The 17,404-nt window shown below is 44.6% G+C and carries 23 protein-coding genes; 14 read left to right on the top strand and 9 right to left on the bottom strand.

Annotated elements, in window-relative coordinates:
• Positions 1–106: 106 nt before the first annotated feature.
• Positions 107–1,159, bottom strand: a complete 1,053-nt coding sequence (gene cax / locus AOT13_RS05640; protein ID WP_042383974.1) for a calcium/proton exchanger — start codon at positions 1,157–1,159, stop codon at positions 107–109.
• A gap of 357 nt (positions 1,160–1,516) precedes the next feature.
• On the opposite strand from cax, the gene AOT13_RS05635 reads away from it, so the two are divergent.
• Both AOT13_RS05635 and AOT13_RS05630 read left to right on the top strand, forming a co-directional pair.
• The gene (locus tag AOT13_RS05635; protein WP_042383886.1) at positions 1,517–2,659 is read left to right on the top strand and encodes an MFS transporter; all 1,143 of its coding nucleotides are present in this window, start codon (positions 1,517–1,519) and stop codon (positions 2,657–2,659) included.
• A gap of 110 nt (positions 2,660–2,769) precedes the next feature.
• Positions 2,770–2,916, top strand: a complete 147-nt coding sequence (locus AOT13_RS05630; protein ID WP_013401640.1) for a BH0509 family protein — start codon at positions 2,770–2,772, stop codon at positions 2,914–2,916.
• A 236-nt stretch (positions 2,917–3,152) separates the two neighbouring features.
• On the opposite strand, the gene AOT13_RS05625 is transcribed toward AOT13_RS05630, so the two are convergent.
• Genes AOT13_RS05625 through AOT13_RS05615 form a run of 3 tightly spaced genes read right to left on the bottom strand, consistent with a single transcriptional unit; the run spans position 3,153 to position 4,762 of the window.
• Positions 3,153–3,980 carry a YihY/virulence factor BrkB family protein gene (locus tag AOT13_RS05625; RefSeq protein WP_042383889.1) on the bottom strand — a complete coding sequence of 276 codons (828 nt, stop codon included), beginning with the start codon at positions 3,978–3,980 and terminating at the stop codon, positions 3,153–3,155.
• 23 nt (positions 3,981–4,003) lie between these two features.
• Positions 4,004–4,270 (bottom strand): hypothetical protein, encoded by a 267-nt coding sequence (locus AOT13_RS05620; RefSeq protein WP_042383891.1) that lies wholly within the window; start codon positions 4,268–4,270, stop codon positions 4,004–4,006.
• Entirely contained in the window at positions 4,271–4,762 is a 492-nt protein-coding gene (locus AOT13_RS05615) for a low molecular weight protein-tyrosine-phosphatase (RefSeq protein ID WP_003252981.1), read from the bottom strand.
• 394 nt (positions 4,763–5,156) lie between these two features.
• On the opposite strand from AOT13_RS05615, the gene AOT13_RS05610 reads away from it, so the two are divergent.
• The 10 genes from AOT13_RS05610 to AOT13_RS05565 all read left to right on the top strand — a co-directional run bounded on the left by AOT13_RS05610 (position 5,157) and on the right by AOT13_RS05565 (position 12,740).
• A complete protein-coding gene (locus AOT13_RS05610) occupies positions 5,157–5,381 on the top strand; it encodes a DUF1128 domain-containing protein (RefSeq protein WP_003252983.1) in 225 nt (74 codons plus the stop codon).
• Positions 5,382–5,773: 392 nt separating this feature from the next.
• The gene (locus AOT13_RS05605) at positions 5,774–6,481 is read left to right on the top strand and encodes a phosphoadenylyl-sulfate reductase (RefSeq protein ID WP_013877512.1); all 708 of its coding nucleotides are present in this window, start codon (positions 5,774–5,776) and stop codon (positions 6,479–6,481) included.
• A gap of 13 nt (positions 6,482–6,494) precedes the next feature.
• Positions 6,495–7,028, top strand: a complete 534-nt coding sequence (locus AOT13_RS20020) for a hypothetical protein (RefSeq protein WP_157776777.1) — start codon at positions 6,495–6,497, stop codon at positions 7,026–7,028.
• 27 nt (positions 7,029–7,055) lie between these two features.
• Positions 7,056–8,216, top strand: coding sequence for a sulfate adenylyltransferase (gene sat, locus AOT13_RS05595; RefSeq protein ID WP_003252988.1), 1,161 nt, complete (start codon positions 7,056–7,058; stop codon positions 8,214–8,216).
• A 13-nt stretch (positions 8,217–8,229) separates the two neighbouring features.
• Positions 8,230–8,835, top strand: a complete 606-nt coding sequence (gene cysC / locus AOT13_RS05590; protein ID WP_003252990.1) for an adenylyl-sulfate kinase — start codon at positions 8,230–8,232, stop codon at positions 8,833–8,835.
• Position 8,836: 1 nt separating this feature from the next.
• On the top strand, positions 8,837–10,468 hold the full coding sequence (locus tag AOT13_RS05585; protein ID WP_013401645.1) for a nitrite/sulfite reductase: 1,632 nt from the start codon (positions 8,837–8,839) through the stop codon (positions 10,466–10,468).
• Positions 10,469–10,480: 12 nt separating this feature from the next.
• Positions 10,481–10,702: a DUF3906 family protein gene (locus tag AOT13_RS05580; protein WP_003252994.1), complete on the top strand. Its 222-nt coding sequence runs from the start codon at positions 10,481–10,483 to the stop codon at positions 10,700–10,702.
• A 26-nt stretch (positions 10,703–10,728) separates the two neighbouring features.
• Positions 10,729–11,508 carry a uroporphyrinogen-III C-methyltransferase gene (gene cobA / locus AOT13_RS05575; RefSeq protein WP_003252996.1) on the top strand — a complete coding sequence of 260 codons (780 nt, stop codon included), beginning with the start codon at positions 10,729–10,731 and terminating at the stop codon, positions 11,506–11,508.
• An 11-nt stretch (positions 11,509–11,519) separates the two neighbouring features.
• Positions 11,520–12,266, top strand: a complete 747-nt coding sequence (locus tag AOT13_RS05570) for a sirohydrochlorin chelatase (protein ID WP_003252999.1) — start codon at positions 11,520–11,522, stop codon at positions 12,264–12,266.
• Positions 12,267–12,467: 201 nt separating this feature from the next.
• Positions 12,468–12,740 (top strand): acylphosphatase, encoded by a 273-nt coding sequence (locus tag AOT13_RS05565; RefSeq protein WP_013401647.1) that lies wholly within the window; start codon positions 12,468–12,470, stop codon positions 12,738–12,740.
• Between the two features lie 19 nt (positions 12,741–12,759).
• Here the strand turns inward: AOT13_RS05565 and AOT13_RS05560 are convergent, their stop codons facing one another.
• Entirely contained in the window at positions 12,760–13,533 is a 774-nt protein-coding gene (locus AOT13_RS05560; protein WP_003253003.1) for an arginase family protein, read from the bottom strand.
• A 158-nt stretch (positions 13,534–13,691) separates the two neighbouring features.
• Between AOT13_RS05560 and AOT13_RS05555 the strand changes: the two genes are divergently transcribed.
• Complete coding sequence (locus AOT13_RS05555) at positions 13,692–14,036, top strand: YojF family protein (protein WP_003253005.1); 345 nt, start codon at positions 13,692–13,694, stop codon at positions 14,034–14,036.
• Positions 14,037–14,052: 16 nt separating this feature from the next.
• Positions 14,053–14,706: a bacillithiol biosynthesis deacetylase BshB2 gene (gene bshB2 / locus AOT13_RS05550; protein ID WP_003253006.1), complete on the top strand. Its 654-nt coding sequence runs from the start codon at positions 14,053–14,055 to the stop codon at positions 14,704–14,706.
• A gap of 61 nt (positions 14,707–14,767) precedes the next feature.
• Here bshB2 and AOT13_RS05545 read toward each other — a convergent pair whose 3' ends face one another.
• From AOT13_RS05545 to AOT13_RS05530, 4 genes are all read right to left on the bottom strand, one after another.
• Positions 14,768–15,415, bottom strand: a complete 648-nt coding sequence (locus AOT13_RS05545; protein WP_003253008.1) for an ABC-2 transporter permease — start codon at positions 15,413–15,415, stop codon at positions 14,768–14,770.
• A 2-nt stretch (positions 15,416–15,417) separates the two neighbouring features.
• Complete coding sequence (locus AOT13_RS05540) at positions 15,418–16,275, bottom strand: ABC transporter ATP-binding protein (RefSeq protein ID WP_003253009.1); 858 nt, start codon at positions 16,273–16,275, stop codon at positions 15,418–15,420.
• Between the two features lies 1 nt (position 16,276).
• A complete protein-coding gene (locus AOT13_RS05535) occupies positions 16,277–16,651 on the bottom strand; it encodes a GntR family transcriptional regulator (RefSeq protein ID WP_003253012.1) in 375 nt (124 codons plus the stop codon).
• 102 nt (positions 16,652–16,753) lie between these two features.
• A complete protein-coding gene (locus tag AOT13_RS05530; RefSeq protein WP_173662674.1) occupies positions 16,754–17,362 on the bottom strand; it encodes an NAD(P)-binding protein in 609 nt (202 codons plus the stop codon).
• Between the last annotated feature and the right edge of the window lie 42 nt (positions 17,363–17,404).

Raw genomic sequence — 17,404 nt, 5'->3', positions numbered from 1 at the left:
TTCCATTACTGCTTTCACCGTTATTTTCTTTCAACAAAATACCGTTTATCCGTATCGAAAAAAATTTATGACAAAAGGCTCCGCCGTTTGGCAGAGCCTTTTTCGATCAAAGCAAATAAAAGCCAATTCCCATAATCGTATAAGCGGCGAGCAATGTCGCCCCTTCAAACCAGTTCGTATCCCCGTCATTGGAAAGTACGATCGTCAACAGTACAGATGTCGCCATCGCGATCAATTCCGGGAGCGAAAAAACGAGTGGCATCTTTTCAGGAAAGAGCAAAGAAACCAAGACAAGCACAGGCGCAACAAACATGGCGATTTGTAACGTTGAGCCGATCGCGATTTCGACGGCGACGTTCATTTTGTTTTTGTATGCCATAATCACCGCTGAAGCGTGCTCCGCTGCATTGCCAACGATGGCGACGATAATAATCCCGATAAACAATTCGCTCCACCCAAATGATTCCGCCACCGTTTCAAACGTATGGACAAGCCTCTCGGATATATAGGCAACGGCGACAGTCGCCAGCGCCAAAATCCAAACCGCTTTTCCTCTTGTCCATTCCGGCTCTTCATGCTCTTCTACGACATCTGATTTCTGCTGATATACACCGCGGTGGGTGACAAGCTTAAAGTATAATGCTGCCAAATATAAAACAATCATAATAATCGAAATGCCGACGCTAAGCGACAGCTTTTCTTGGCTCGACATGTTCATTGTAAACACTTCAGGAATCACAAATGCCACTAAAATCGCAAATGTTAGCAATCCCGCGTTATGGCGGGCATCATATACATTGAATTCTTGCCGTTTATACTTAAGGCCGCCAACAAAAAACGATAAACCGGCCACTAACAATAAGTTGCCAAGCACCGAACCGGTAAGTGAGGCGAGCACGACTTCCACAAGCCCCGCTTTTAAAGCAAAAATGGAAATAATAAGCTCTACCGCATTGCCGAACGTGGCATTGAGCAATCCCCCGATACGAGGACCGGCTACAATCGCCAAACTTTCCGTAGCGCGCCCCATATAGCTTGCCAAAGCAATAATCGTTAAACAATAGACGGCAAACATTAAGACGGCCGGCCAATGAAGAAAACTGCCGATTACCGATAACGGAACTCCGGCCGACACCATCCACGCAAATACTTTATTCATCGTGATATCTCCACCTTTCCAACATATTAAAATTTTACATAAAATGATAAGCGGTTCCGTTCGATATCGCTGGATGATATGCATTAGACGCATGTTTACAATAAAGTAAGAAGGAGACAAGCCAAGTTTATATGTATGGAATAAAATTCCCCTCCCCGTCCGATGAACTGCGTTTCCTTTTAACACCAAATCCAGCGTGTCTTCAAGCGGATAAGCCAACTGCCGGCAGCTACAATCGCGGTCTTCTTTCTCTGATTCCCAAATTTTATTATTCCCTCTTCGTTTTTCTTGCCTTGCCCACATCAACTATGTACCATGTTAAACGAGTGTCATTTTTGGAATCGGGGGATCAAAACGATGCGTTTTTGGATTTTAATCAGCATTGTCGCCATTTCCGGTTTATCGCAAGGGATGCTGCTGCCATTGCTTTCGATGCTGCTTGAAAAACATGGGGTTTCTTCGTCCTTAAACGGAATGCATGCCACGGCGCTGTACATCGGCGTCCTATTGATTTCTCCGTTTTTGGAAAAGCCGCTCCGTCAATACGGATACCGGCCCATGATTATCCTTGGTGGTTTTATTGTAATATTATCGCTCGCCTTATTTCCAGCTTTTCACTCATTTTGGTTTTGGTTTTTCCTGCGCCTTTGCATCGGCATCGGCGACCATATGCTTCATTTTGCGACACAAACGTGGATTACCGATTTTTCTCCGGCACAGCGGCGGGGCCGCAATTTGTCGTTATATGGCTTGTCTTTCGGCATCGGATTTTCCGTTGGCCCGCTGTTAGCGTCACTTATTCAATTCAAGGAATCGTTGCCGTTTCTTTTATCATCGCTGCTTAGCCTGATCGGCTGGTGTTGCGTCTTTTTTCTGCCAAACGAACGGCCGAAAGAAAATGAACAACCAAGTTTGGCACACACATTCGATCGCTTTGTTCATGCGTGGAAATACGCGTGGGTTGCTTTATTATTGCCGTTTACTTATGGCTTTTTAGAAGCGGCGATTCATGCCATTTTCCCTGTTTACGCTTTGCGGGAACATATTGTGATCGAACATGTGGCATTTATTTTACCAGCTTTTTCACTCGGTGGCATCATCTTTCAGCTGCCGCTCGGATTATTAAGCGATCGTTTGGAACGAAAACGAGTCATTGCCGGCGCATTATTGATCGGAAGTGTCAGCTTTTTGGGAGCCTATTTCTTCCATCGCTCCCCATTTGGCCTTGCCGCTTGCTTCTTTATTGCCGGTATGTTTGTCGGTTCTTTGTTTTCCCTTGGCATTACGTATATGGCGGATTTGCTGCCAAAACAGCTTCTCCCAGCAGGAAACTTGCTATGCGGCATGCTGTACAGCATCGGCAGCATGATCGGCCCGTTTGTTAACGGGTTCGCCATCGAATATGGCACTAACAACTTTTTCTTTACGATAAGTTCCATTCTTTTCCTTTCCTTTTTCCTGCTGCTCTGGAACAGAGAAAAGAAGGTCATCCATTTATGACCTTCTTTAATTTATTTTCAAAAAAAATGATTGACCTCTTTCTTTGAACTGTTATATAATAATGACAACAATTAATTAATCTGTTTTAAAACAGAAGGGGGCACTGATTCATGATAAGAGCGGAACGAAAAAACATGATTGAGTTTATTGAAAAAGTAAGAGGCATTTCCAGAGATCAACTTGCTTATATGACAGACGCGGAAATCGAATATATTTACGAGTTGTACTATCACTATCATGAGGAAATCGCCGAATAAAAGGACTGCCGCATGGGCAGCCCTTTCTTTTTGCGCATTTTTTAATGATACCCGTTTTGGCCGTTCGCGCTGCCGCTCGTTTTATGCTTCGGCTTATTTTTTCCTTTTTGCTTTGTGCCTCCATCTTTTTTTGTATGTTTCGTCATGGACGATCCCCCTCTCATGTTCAACAACCCTTTACAATGATTACTATTTCCCCGCTTTCGCCGCTTATGAAAGGAAGTTTATGCATATTATTAACGTTTCCGCCCTTCACGTTCACAATCAAAAATCGCGTTCATTTCACCGCCCAACACGATAATCATTCCGGATAAATAAAACCAAACCATTAAAATAATCATTCCGCCAAGACTTCCGTACATCGCTGCATAATGGGCAAAATGATTGACATAGTAGGAAAAAGCAAGTGACGTAATAATCCAGCCAATTGTCGCAAAAATGGCTCCGCGGACGACGTTGGCACAACGCAATTTTTTATTTGGTGCAAAATAATACAATGTGGTAAACACGGCAAATAAAATCAACGAACTTATCACCCAGCGCATCGCGTTCCAAATGGTTAAAAATGTCGCAGAAAAGCCAAAAGCGGAAAATAAAAACAGCCCTATCATTTTGCCAAATACAGGCAAAACTAACGCGACAATGATGACAACAATCATCCCGAGCGTAAGCAGCACAGACATTCCCCGCGCAACAAGGAAAGGACGGTTTTCCACGACATCGTAGGCTCGGTTGAACGCCCGGACAATCGCATTCATTCCGTTTGAAGCAGACCAAATCGCGCCGATAATGCTAAGTGACAACAATCTTCCGTTTTGCTCATCCATCACCCGGTGAACGTTTGCCTCCACTAAATGAATGGCTTCCTTTGGGGCGTACTGGCGGATGACAGACAGAAGATCTTCATGTGGAATCGGCAAATAAGCAAGCAATGTGATTAAAAAAATAAGAAATGGAAATAAGGAAAGAAGAAAATAGTAAGCCAGTTCCGCGGACAGTCGGGGGATCTCATCTTCTTGAAAACGCCGCGCCATTTCACGAATAAACGTTAAATCGATCATCATGCATTGTTTCCCTCTTCATCATGTTATTCGGGGCGATCCTCTTTTTTCCGGCTATACACTTCCCTTACTATTTCAATCACTTCCGGTGTTTTTTCCACAATGTCTTTTATTTTTTCCACCATAAACTCGACATCCTCTGCCATCTCTTCCACAGACCGCCGCCATTGTTTCAGTCTCACCGGCAATGAAGGACGCGCTTGGCTTTCCCCAATTTTGCCAAATAAAGAAAACGCAGCTCCTACTGCCGCCCCAATTAATACACCTTTCCATATACTTCCCTTTCTTTTCACTTATTTTCCCTCCTTTGTTCCGCAAAGTTTTTTCTCTCTTATAATTGTGTCTAATAAATGTTCACACCCTTTTTGAATGAGGTCATATACCTCCGCAAAATTTCCCGTGTAATACGGATCAGGCACATCAGCAGTCTCGCTATCCGGAACAAAATCAAGCAGCCGGCCGATAACCCCTGTTTGATCGTATCCGGCCAGCCGCCGCAAATTCCCGACATTTTCCGCATCCATCGCAATAATGTAATCAAACTCGCGCAAATCCTCTTTCCTAATTTGCCGGGCGCGGATTCCCGAAAAATCGATCTGGTTTTTCCTTAATATTGCCTGTGTTCCCTCGTGCGGCGGTTCCCCTACATGCCAATTCCCTGTTCCAGCAGAATCCACAATAATTTTCCCTTCTAGCCCTCTCTCTTTTACTAAATGCCGAAAAACCGCTTCCGCCATCGGAGAACGGCAAATATTCCCCAAACAAACGAATAATACTTTTACCATTGTTTCACATCTCCCTTTTGTCCCATTATTTGCATAAAGACATCTATTATTGTTACTTATGTATTGCATTATGGCGAACAATCGCTGTTCACATGAGCGGGGAAACAGAAACGCCGGATGATGGACATGTGTTTTTCATACGCTAATTACATTATAAGACAAGAGTTGATAAATGATAACGAATCGATTGGATATAAAATTTGTCATGTGCAATCCGGCTTAACCAGTCCGCCCTCTCCGAGCAAAGGACGATTCATTGGGCAACATGCGATTCATAACAAATATTACAATGATGCTTGGCGGATAGGCACGCAAAAATAACGAATAATGTTTTAAAAATAACCCGCAACCTGTTACAATACATGTAACTATCACAAAGGAAGGGGCAGAAAAAATGGATCTATCCAAAAAGTCGGCGGAAAACGTGAAGTACATGGTGGAAAAAATAAAAGAAAAGCTGAAAGTCTTAAATTTTGACGCGATAAAACCTTCTCACTTTTCTGAAGAATGGTATGATGAGCTTAAAGAGATTTACGAAATGGTGATGAGAAAAAACACGTTTAGCCCAAGCGAAATGCAGGCGATCGCTGAAGAATTAGGAAACCTCCGCAAAAAATAAATAGACAGATGGGACAAAGGCCGGAACAACAATCCGTCCTTTTTTCTTTCTCCACTGTACCGTGCTGCACCATTAAATAATCAATTCCGATTGAAAAGCTAGGATTGACTTTTGCGTGAATTATGCTAAAATTTTAAGCAATTACAGTTTATCAGCTTGGTGGAGAAAACTGGTCCAAAGAGTTCCGCCATCCTTCTTTTGCAAAGCAAGGCGCCAATTCCGGGAGATGGATGCCTTTTTTCAAAATTGAAGAGGAAGCATGCGGTCTTTTCGCTCTTTCCCCATGAAGGAGCGTTTCATATTTTGCGCTTCTTTCATCAAAAATATCCTCCTCGTTTAAGACGATAAACTAATTAATTCCTTACTTTATTAAAGCAAAAAGGAGGAGCAACATGCTGACTTATCAAACATGGGAAAGTCATGAATTGCCTTCGTTCCCGCACGATAACGAAACAAAAGGGGCGCTCGATGTTCTTGCATGGGCGTACAGCGAATACAAAGATGATATTGTTTATGCCTGTAGCTTTGGAGTGGAAGGAATTGTTTTGATTGATTTAATTTCCAAAGTCAAACAAGACGCGGAAATCGTATTTCTTGATACATGTCTCCATTTTCGCGAAACATATGAAACGATCGAAAAAGTCAAAGAAAAATATCCTTTCCTGCGCATTGTCATGAAAAAACCAAGTTTATCGCTAGAAGAGCAAGCGCAACAGTTTGGGGACGAATTGTGGAAACACAACCCAAATAAATGTTGCGAGTTGCGAAAGGTCATTCCCCTTCGCGAAGCGTTAACAGGGGTAACCGCTTGGATTTCCGGGCTGCGCCGCGAACAATCGCCGACACGCAAACATGTGGAATATATCAATAAAGATGATAAATTCCAATCCATTAAAGTATGCCCGCTTATTCATTGGACATGGAAAGATGTATGGAATTACGTATACAAACACCAACTCCCATACAACGTGCTTCATGATCGCGGCTATCCAAGCATTGGCTGCGAACCTTGTACATCCCCTGCGCTCGACCCTAATGATTTACGCTCTGGCAGATGGGCCGGCCGCGGGAAAACAGAATGCGGGCTTCATATTTCATAGAAGAGACACGGTGATGCTCTCAACAGTTTTTACCTGCGGGAAACGCCGGAACAAGCAGAGCTGCCGCCGCGGCGGGAGCTGCATCCAGTCCGGCAGTCGCATGAGACGCAATTGGCAGATTCGGATACGTCATGGCAAAGAAGCTAACAAAGCGTTCAAGCGCTCGGATTCGGGGCCAACTATCATCGATATGGACATTCATTGTTGCCATTATTTATTTTCTCTTTCGCTGCTATCAACAAGCGAAATTGCGGCCGTGCCTTCACCGGTATCGGCAGCGTTTCTCAAGCGGCGCATTTTCATAAATACTTGCTTTCACCAACAACTGTTATCCAACTTTTGGAAGTTCAGTGCATATCGCGTTTTTTCACGCGTCATTTTTTCTTATCGTCTTGTCCAATTGCTTCTTGCAGCGATCTTTAGCTATCCTCAGCGTTTGCTTTGCCGCCTTGGCATTATCAGCCTGAAAAAACAACCGCCAAAGAAGGGGTATCTTGCACGAAAACGAAGGTGGCATTTAAGGATAAATCGCAGTTTTCCTATATGAAATATTGATTCCAGGAGGTTATGAATCATGAGCTTAAGCATTCCACACGGGGGAACATTAATCAATCGCTGGAATCCCGACTATCCATTAGATGGACTGGCAAAAGAAATCGAGCTGACGAATGCCGAATTAAGCGATTTAGAATTGATCGGCACAGGCGCCTACAGCCCGCTTACTGGATTTTTGACAAAAAATGATTATGACTCTGTCGTTGAAACGATGCGCTTATCCGACGGCACGGTATGGAGCATTCCAATCACGCTCGCCGTCACGGAAGAAAAAGCAAAAGAACTTTCTGTCGGCGAAACGGTAAAGCTTGTTTATAACGGGGAAGTATATGGAGTAATTGAAATTCAAGAAATCTATCAACCTGATAAAACAAAGGAAGCCGTTCTCGTTTACAAAACGGATGAACTGGCACACCCCGGCGTGCAGAAATTGTTTGAAAAACCTGACATCTACGTGGGCGGGCCAATTACATTAGTAAAACGCACTGATAAAGGGCGCTTCGCTCCATTCTATTTCGATCCAGCCGAAACCCGCCGCCGTTTTTCCGAACTTGGCTGGAAAACCGTTGTCGGTTTCCAAACGAGAAACCCGATTCACCGCGCCCATGAATATATCCAAAAATGCGCACTTGAAATCGTTGATGGGCTATTTTTAAATCCGCTCGTCGGCGAAACGAAAGCGGACGATATTCCAGCGGACATCCGCATGGAAAGCTATCAAGTATTGCTAGAAAACTATTATCCGAAAGACCGTGTTTTCTTAGGCGTGTTCCAAGCAGCAATGCGCTACGCCGGGCCGCGGGAAGCGATTTTCCACGCGATGGTGCGCAAAAACTTCGGCTGCACCCACTTCATCGTCGGGCGCGATCATGCCGGTGTCGGCAACTATTATGGCACGTATGATGCGCAAAAAATCTTTTTGGATTTCACTCCGGAAGAACTTGGCATTATGCCGCTGTTTTTCGAACATAGCTTTTATTGCACGAAATGCGAAGGCATGGCGTCGACGAAAACGTGTCCGCATGATTCGAAATATCATGTTGTTTTATCCGGCACCAAAGTGCGGGAAATGCTGCGCAACGGGCAAGTGCCGCCAAGCACGTTCAGCCGTCCGGAAGTGGCCGCGGTATTGATTAAAGGATTGCAGCAGCGCGAAGCTGTATCCCAATCCACAAGCTAAAGGAGGGGCAAGATTGAGCACGAACATCGTCTGGCATCAAACGTCTGTTACAAAAGAAGACCGGCGCAAACGAAACGGTCATCATAGCTGTATTTTATGGTTTACCGGCCTTTCCGGCTCCGGTAAATCGACAGTCGCAAATGCCGTGTCCAAAAAATTATTTGACCTCGGCGTCCAAAACTATGTATTAGACGGGGACAACATCCGCCATGGTCTCAATAAGGACCTCGGCTTTTCCGCCGAAGACCGCACTGAAAATATCCGCCGCATCGGCGAAGTCGCCAAGCTGTTTGTCGACAGCGGACAATTCGTCCTGACGGCATTTATTTCGCCTTTTGCACAAGATCGCGAACTTGTCCGCCATTTAGTAGAAAAAGACGAATTTATCGAAATTTATGTGAAATGCCCGCTAGAAGAATGTGAGAGACGCGATCCAAAAGGTCTGTATAAAAAAGCGAGAAACGGTGAAATTCGCAATTTCACTGGCATCGATTCTCCGTATGAGGCGCCTTTGTCGCCGGAACTGACGATTGAAACGCATCGCCACACGATAGACGAATGTGCCAATCAAGTGATCGCTTACTTGCGCGATCGAAATTTCATAAAGGGGGAATCTTAACATGGCGTATGAAAAAGTATGGGCAAATAATCCAAATTTAAACAAAATGGAATTAAAAAAGCTGCAAAAAGACGGGTTAAAAATTTTTGACGATATTCCTTATTATGCAAAACACGGATTCTCTTCGATTCCGCAAGAAGAATGGGATCTTTTCAAATGGGCGGGGCTTTACTTGCAGCGTCCGAAAGAAGCCGGCTATTTTATGATGCGCGTTTGCGTTCCTTCCGGGATTTTGAATAACGAGCAGCTCGAAACGCTCGCAGGCATCGCCCGCGATTACGGGCGCGGTTTGTTTGACATTACAACCCGTCAATCGGTGCAATTCCATTGGCTGCAAATTGAACAAATCCCTGATATTTTTGATCGCCTTAAACGTGTTGGATTGTCTACCGCCGGTGCTTGCGGGGACATCACCCGCAATATCGTCGGCAACCCGCTTGCCGGCATCGATCCGGACGAACTGTTTGACACAAGAGAAATCGTCCGGGAAATATATGAGTTTTTCCAACGCAACGAAGATTTTTCCAACTTGCCGCGCAAATACAAAATTTCGATCAGCGCTAACGTCTACAACACAGTGAACGCAGAAATCCACTGCTTGTCGTTTACGCCAGCGAAAAAAGTGATCGACGGCAAAGAAGTGCTCGGTTTCCACGTAAAAGTCGGCGGCGGTTTATCGTCTGTCCCGTACCTTGCGCAAACGTTAGACGTGTTCGTTACGCCAGACCGCGTGAAAGATGTCGCTGTCGCGGTCACAACGATTTTCCGCGACTACGGCTATCGCGAAAAACGCCATCGCGCCCGCCTCAAATTCCTTGTCGCTGACTGGGGCATCGATAAATTCAAAGAAAAATTAATCGAATTGACCGGCCCGCTTCCATCCAAAGGGGAAGATGTGCAAAAAGGCTGGAACCCTGGCTACTTCTATGGCGTCCATCGCCAAAAACAAGAAGGACTAAACTATATCGGCTTCAACGTTCCGGTGGGCCGTTTAAGCGCAGATGAAGTATTCGAAATCGCAAGAATTGCCCGGCAATATGGCAACGGGGAAGTCCGCTTCTGCAATTCGCAAAACTTAATTATTCCGAACATCCCAGACAAACACGTCGACGCCGTATTGCAAGAAAAAGTATTCGAGCGGATTTCCATTCGTCCGAAAACATTCACCGGCTATTCCGTCTCTTGCACCGGCACCGAGTTTTGCAATTTGGCGCTTGTCGAAACGAAAGAACGGATGCGGCGCGTCGCTGCTTATTTAGACGAACATTTGGAACTGGACGTTCCGGTGCGCATTCATATGGTCGGCTGTCCAAACTCGTGCGGCCAACGGCAAATTGCCGATATTGGCCTTCAAGGCATTAAAACGAAAACAAAAGACAGGGGCATGATCGAAGCGTTTGAAATTTACGTCGGCGGCACGTTGCTTAACGGCGGCAAATACAATCAAAACCAAAAATTAAAAGGAAAAATAGGCGCGGAACAAATTTCCGAAGTGCTTTTGCATCTTTTAACCTATTTCAAAGAAACAAAATTGCCGGGTGAAACGTTCTTGGCTTATTTGGACCGCGTCGGAATCGAAGCGCTGCAAGCAGAGCTGGACCGCATTTTGGCGCAAGTCAGCACGGTGGCATAAAAGGTGACGGCAATGTTTCTGTACCGGTTTGAGGTAACAACGAAAACAGAAATCATTTATGTCGTCATTGCAGCAAACGATGATGAACAAGCATTTCGCCTCGTTGAAGTGGAATTGGAAAAACATTTCTTTAAAGTTCCCGATTATACGGATATTTCACTGCATGAGAAAAAACCGATTCGTCGCGGCGGCGGGTTCGTTGTATATAGCGAACCCCTCCGTTCTTCTTCATAAAAACATGAGAAAGGGCTGAAATGAAGATGGGAAAAGTATACCTGGTTGGGGCTGGTCCCGGCGATCCCGAATTGATCACCGTTAAAGGGCTGAAATGCATCCAGCAGGCAGATGTCATTTTATATGACCGTCTCATTAACGAAGAGCTGCTGGCTTATGCAAAAAAAGACGCGGAACTCATCTTTTGCGGCAAACTGCCGGGTTACCACACGATGCAGCAAGAAACGATTAACCATTTTCTCATTCGGCACGCCAAAAAAGGAAAAACGGTCGTCCGGCTGAAAGGGGGAGACCCGTTCGTATTCGGCAGAGGCGGTGAAGAAGCAGAAGCGCTCGTCAAACATGGAATCGAATTTGAAATCGTTCCTGGCATTACTTCCGGAATCGCCGCTGCTGCTTACGCCGGTATTCCCGTCACCCATCGAGATTTCAGCTCAAGCGTCGCCTTCATCACTGGCCATAAACGCGAAGGCAGCAAAGAAGAGTTGAAATGGGAAAGCCTTGCGAAAGGGATCGATACATTGGCGATCTATATGGGCATCAGCAATCTCCCATATATTTGCAATCAGCTCATCAAATACGGAAAAGCACCTTCAACACCAGTTGCTGTCATCCAATGGGGAACAACCGCGGAACAACGGACGGTAACGGCTACTCTGGCGACCGTTACCGACGTCGTGGCGAAAGAAAAAATCGAAAATCCGAGCATGATCATTATCGGGGATGTCGTCCGGCTGCGCGCAAACATTCAATGGTTTGAGCAGCTGCTTGCCAAACAAAATGCCGTCGCCCATACAGCGTTATAACGGGGTGGAGCATGCAAGCGATATTGTACGTCTGTCATGGCAGCCGCGTCGCAAAAGCTCGCGCGGAAGCGACCGCCTTTGTGGAACGGTGCAAGGCAAAGATCGATGTTCCGATTCAAGAACTTTGTTTTATTGAACTTGCCGTTCCCGATATTGCGACTGGCATCGACATCTGTGTCCAAAAAGGCGCGACGCGCATCATTGTCCTTCCGATTCTTCTTTTATCAGCGGGGCATGCGAAACATGACATTCCCGAAGCGATCCGGCAAGCGGCGCGACGCCATCCACATGTTGACATCGTGCTTGGAAAGCCGTTTGGCGTGCATCAGACGATGATTGACATTGTTGCTGACCGGATCAAAGAACAAACGGTGCCGTTGGATCATGAATCGATGGTTCTTCTCATTGGACGCGGAAGCAGCGATCCGGATACAAAACGCGATATGGCCGCGATCGCCAGACTGCTTCAAGAAAACATCAATGTTCCCCGCGTCGATACATGCTTTTTAGCCGCCGCCCGTCCAACATTGGAAGATGGTTTATATGAGGCGAGCCGCTCTTCTTATCAAAAAATTTTCGTCGTTCCTTATTTGTTGTTTACTGGCATATTAATGAAAACTATCGAAAAAAAGCTGCGCTCTCTTTCATCAACAAATAAACAATGGATTTTATGCGATTATTTAGGATACCACCCTCTTTTGGAAACCATCGTGAAAGAAAAAGCGAATCGACTGCTGCTTGTCAACGAGGGAGTCTGACATAGCAGACTCCCTCGTTATCTCTATCATATGTCCTCAATATCATTGTTCATCTCTCTTCCCTGTTATTGCGGAAAATGCAGGAACGCCTGCACGTTCATGCTGGAAATTCCCTATTCACGCCATCTTATAATATATATGCAAAATGCCTCTGCTATTGTATGATGAAAATAGAAAAAAAGATGGCGAGGAGCGAACGATATGAAACGGTTTCATCTAGTTGTCCACGGACGTGTTCAAGGTGTGGGATTCCGGTATTTTACCCAACACGAAGCGCTGAAACGGCAATTAACTGGTTGGGTCAGAAACAACGACGACGGGACAGTGGAGCTCGAAATACAAGGAAACGAAGAAGCGATACGCTTATTTATCGATACAATCCGGGAAGGAACATTGTTTGCGAAGGTAACCGATGTTTCTATATCGGAAATTCCGTGCGTTCATAATGAAAAACAATTTCGCATTATGTACTGAGGGGCTGCTCTAGCCCCTGTCATTGCACAAGAAGCGGGTATGCAGATGTATAGTGCAGGCACGTTTCCACGATGCGGCGATTGGCGTGCTCGTTTTTCCGGTTGGCTTCGCGGCAAACTGGGTTGAACACATCGATGGAAGCGTGCGGATATTCGCCGCATACATCGACGCCTGCTACTTTTTTATAAAGCAATAAATACCGCAGACATGAAAGCAAAAACGAAAGCGGCATCGTCCCCTGATCCCAGTTCGTCACCGCATCATCGCGGGAAAGCACGTCTTTATCGATGCTAATATAAACACAATGAGTAGGAATCATGGAAAAAAGCACATAAGGAGAAATATCATAATGATCGCTCGGAAAGACAGTAACAATAGGAGATAAACGAAGATGTTGTTGTGAAGGATTTGGACCGATAATGACTGCCTTTTTTAAATAAGGGTGCTTTAGCGCATACGACACCCATGAGCCGCAAGAAATAACCGGGTCATCTCCAGCCCCGACATCGGTATGATGGTCAAATAAAACGAGCGTAAAAGGTTCCTTTATTTCTTGAATAAGCAAGTAAGAAACATAGTGATAGTTTCCGTTTCCAATGAACACCGCTCCCTTTTGTTTGCGCAAGCGTATGCGTCTTTCAATCTCACGCAATGATGCTGGCTCGCAATACAAGTTTGTATGGGATAAATCTGTCAAATCGATCCATTCATGCGGAAAATGAAAAAGCTGCTTTTGCGAAGCATACGTATGATCAAAGTTTAAAAACGTCACACCATTTCCTTGAAAACTCATCAATAAACACCTCTTTTTCGTTTTGGTGCGATCAACTTGATGAGTCTCAGATGCCTTTTTTATTTATTATAATCTAAAATTTCGATAAACGAAATATTTTCGCTTTTTTGCTTGCTTCAAGTAAAATAGTAGAAAATGAACGAGCAGGAGGGATTCGCTTGCAGCCGATCGATGTTTGCGAAGTGCAAGCAGCGTTAAACCGCTTTGCCAATCAAGATGTATATATTCATCTTGAAACGACAAATGGAGCATACGCTTCTCATCATAACGAAGGATTTTTTTCCGTTGGTGCTTATATCCGTAACGGCCTCATCCGTTTCAGCCGCGGAAAGATCACCGGAAACAGGCCGTATCGCGTCGGCCTAAAACTGGATTTCGGCTGGGTGTATGCAGAAGGGTTAACAGACTGGGAACTGACCGGAAAAGGGCAATTGCTATTGGCCGGACACGATCAGGAAGGAAGGCTGGCCGTTGCGCTTCAATTAAGCCGCGAGCCATTTTAACAAAGGAGGAATGTTCATGGAAAGGCATATATTAGTCGTATTCCCCCATCCTGATGATGAAGCGTTCGGAGTGTCCGGGACATTGGCACAGCACGCCGAAAACGGCACACCGATCACATACGCCTGTTTGACGCTTGGGGAAATGGGGCGGAATATGGGAGTGCCGCCGTTTGCAAACCGTGAAACGCTTCCTCATATTCGCAAAAAAGAGCTTGAAGAAGCGTGTAAAGCAATCGGCATCAGTGATTTGCGCTTGCTCGGCTATCGCGATAAAACGGTAGAGTTTGAGGATGAAGAGTTGCTGGCCGACCGGATCGGGGAAATTGTCGCGGAAACGAATCCGTCGCTTGTCATTACGTTTTATCCCGGTTACAGCGTTCATCCGGATCATGACGCGTGCGGCGCCGCGGTGATTCGCGCCCTCAAGCGCCTCCCAAAAGACAAGCGCCCGACCGTTCACTGTGTCGCGTTTGCCAGAAACTGCGAACAAGATTTAGGAAAACCCGATGTCATCCGCGACGTCAGCGCAGTTATCGACAAAAAACTTGCCGCTATCCAAGCGCACCGCTCGCAAACGGAAGGATTGATGAAAGCAGCGGCCAAGCGGGGCGGCGATGCGCTAGAATGGCTGAAAATCGAGCAGTTTTGGACATATCAATGGGAGGATTAAAAAGGAAAAAGCAGGCCGGTCTTTATGGAAACAAGACCCCTGCTTTTCCATTACTATCAGATTAAAATTCGCGTTTCCGGTAAAACTGTAACGAAAAGAAAAAGGAAACCGCCAATAATAACATCATCACCGCTGCCACAATGGCCATCTCTTTCCCTTCAGAAAGATGGGAAAAATAATGGATCACATCTTGCACCAACGGATGATCAGCTTGTTCAAAAAATGCTGGTGCAAGCGCAAATGTGCCAAAAAATAAAATAAAGCCCACCAGTCGAGAGTGAATATATCCAAATTTAAAAAATACCGGAAAGTACACACTGTTAATAAAAATGACAGCACATAACGCAGCTGCCACGTTTTCCAGTGAAACACTGTGGGCTTGCGCAGACAGACCCGTCATTTGCAATATATGCGCAATCACCAGGTAATACATAATGGCAGTGACGCTAAAAACAAATATAGAACAATATCTTGCCATGACAACCGTCCGCCGCGTTAACGGAAAACTGTTTAGCAAAATATCAGCCTTGTTTTTATCGTCATGCGCACATGCTGATAGTATCAGCATGTAAGTCACTGCAATGACACTAACAAAAAAAACGACTGCGCTATCTTCTTTCAGAAACATCATCATCACTATAATATAAGCTGCGGCAAATAAAAATATTTTTTTAAGAAGCAGTATATCTTTCAAGATAAGCTGGAACATCGTTACATCCCCCTTTGAAAACACACGATAATATCTTCCAGAGAAGGCTTCTCCACAATAATGTTGTCTCCTGCCATTCTTTTTATCTTTTGCTTATCTTTCACTAGCGCCTCAAATCCAAATTGGTTTTCTTTCACACCAATTAAATATTGCTGTATATCGGTATGCAACAGTTCCTTTGGCCCTTTAACAAGCCCGTAGTTTTCCGCTATTTCGTCTTTTGGGCAAGAAAATATAATTTCCCCGTCATTAATAAATGTTATATAATCTGCTATCTTGTCTAAATCTGAAGTAATATGTGTTGAAAAGAACACGCCCTTGTTTTCGTCTTGTATAAAAGTGAATAGTATGTCAAGCAGCTCGCTTCGAATAACTGGATCAAGCCCTGAAGTTGGCTCGTCCATTATTAATAATTCGGCATGATGGGATAATGCTATTGCAAGCGAAAGTTTCATTTTCATTCCCTTCGATAGGTGTTTGATTTTCTTTTTTAAAGGCAATGAAAATTCCTTTATATATTTATGAAATAGTTCGTTATCCCATTTTCGGTAAAGAGGCGCAACTACTCGCTTTACTTCTGAGATGGTTAGTTCATCATAAAAATAGTTTTCGTCGAAGACAAATCCGATCCGTTCTTTTATTTCTTTCTCATATTTCACATTGTCGAGACCAAAAACTTTAATTTCTCCCCCGTCTTTATGAATAAGGTTCATAATCAGCTTAATCGTCGTGCTTTTTCCCGCCCCGTTTGGACCGATAAATCCCATAATATATCCTTTTTCCAAAGTAAAGCTAACATTTTTTAATGAAAAACCTTGAAATTCTTTTCGCAAATTTCGGACCTCTAAAATAGGTTCCATATTACCCCTCCTCATAGATGACTTTTAATATTTCCTGCATTTCTTCCAGAGTTAAGTGAATCGCTTTTCCTGCTTCGACTGCTTCTGTTAACTTTTCCTCAACCATCTTTAGCTGATTTTCTTTTAATAATTCTTTGTTTTGCGCTGCCACAAATGTTCCTTTTCCTTGCACTGTCACAATATAGCCTTCATTTTCTAATTCCTGGTATGCCCTTTTCGTCGTAATCACGCTGATTTGCAATTCCTTTGCCAGCGTTCTTATGGACGGCAGCATTTCGTTTTCCGCCAATTCGCCTTTTATAATCAAGTTTTTTATCTGTTTGACAATTTGTTGATAAATTGGTTCATCGGATGAGTTGGATATAATAATATTCATCGTTATCACTCATTTCTTCTAAATAAAAAAAGTAATACTGTATATATACAGTATATACAGTATTGCTTTTTGTGTCAATTGCTCTTTTTTCTTCTTGCCAATTCAGTAAACTTGCAGCAAACGCCGGAATTCCTCCTCCCAATTTCCCCTCTGTCGAAATGATTCATCAGCAATCGATTTTAACAATTTTTTTCGTTTTTTTTCATCGTTAACATTCTGCAAAATAAATTGGCGGCACTCGTAAAGAAAATCGATATACCGCCCGTAGTCGTCATCATACCATTCCGCAAGCTGGCGGCGGATTTGCTGCGCGACGGTCGGGCTTGCACCGCCTGTCGAAACGGCGATCGTCAGCCTGCCGCGCCTTATGACTGCTGGGACATGAAAATTGGAGCGCTCTGGGTCATCGGCAATGTTGAGCAGCTGATAAGGATGCGCCGCTTTCGCCACCGCCTCGTTCACATCCCGGTTGTTCGTTGCTGCAATCACGATCCACGCTTCTTTAATATCATCAGGAGAAAACGTTTTTTGCCTCCAAATAAGTTTCCCGGCGGCCGCTAACTGTTGAATCCCCTCTGTAGCCGAGGGAGCGACGACAGTAATTTTTGCCTTTGCTTCTAACAAGCCATGAATTTTCCGTTCCGCCACCTTTCCCCCGCCGATGACGACAATGGGTTGATTGGCGATATTAAGCATCACTGGATATCCCATGCGAATTTCCCCTTTATAAAAAACGGCCGTGCAGAAATCCAC

It is taken from the genome of Parageobacillus thermoglucosidasius (genome assembly GCF_001295365.1).
Taxonomy (GTDB): Bacteria; Bacillota; Bacilli; order Bacillales; family Anoxybacillaceae; genus Parageobacillus; species Parageobacillus thermoglucosidasius.
Note: the sequence above shows the minus strand (reverse complement) of the source record. Positions and strands in the feature narration are given on the sequence as shown.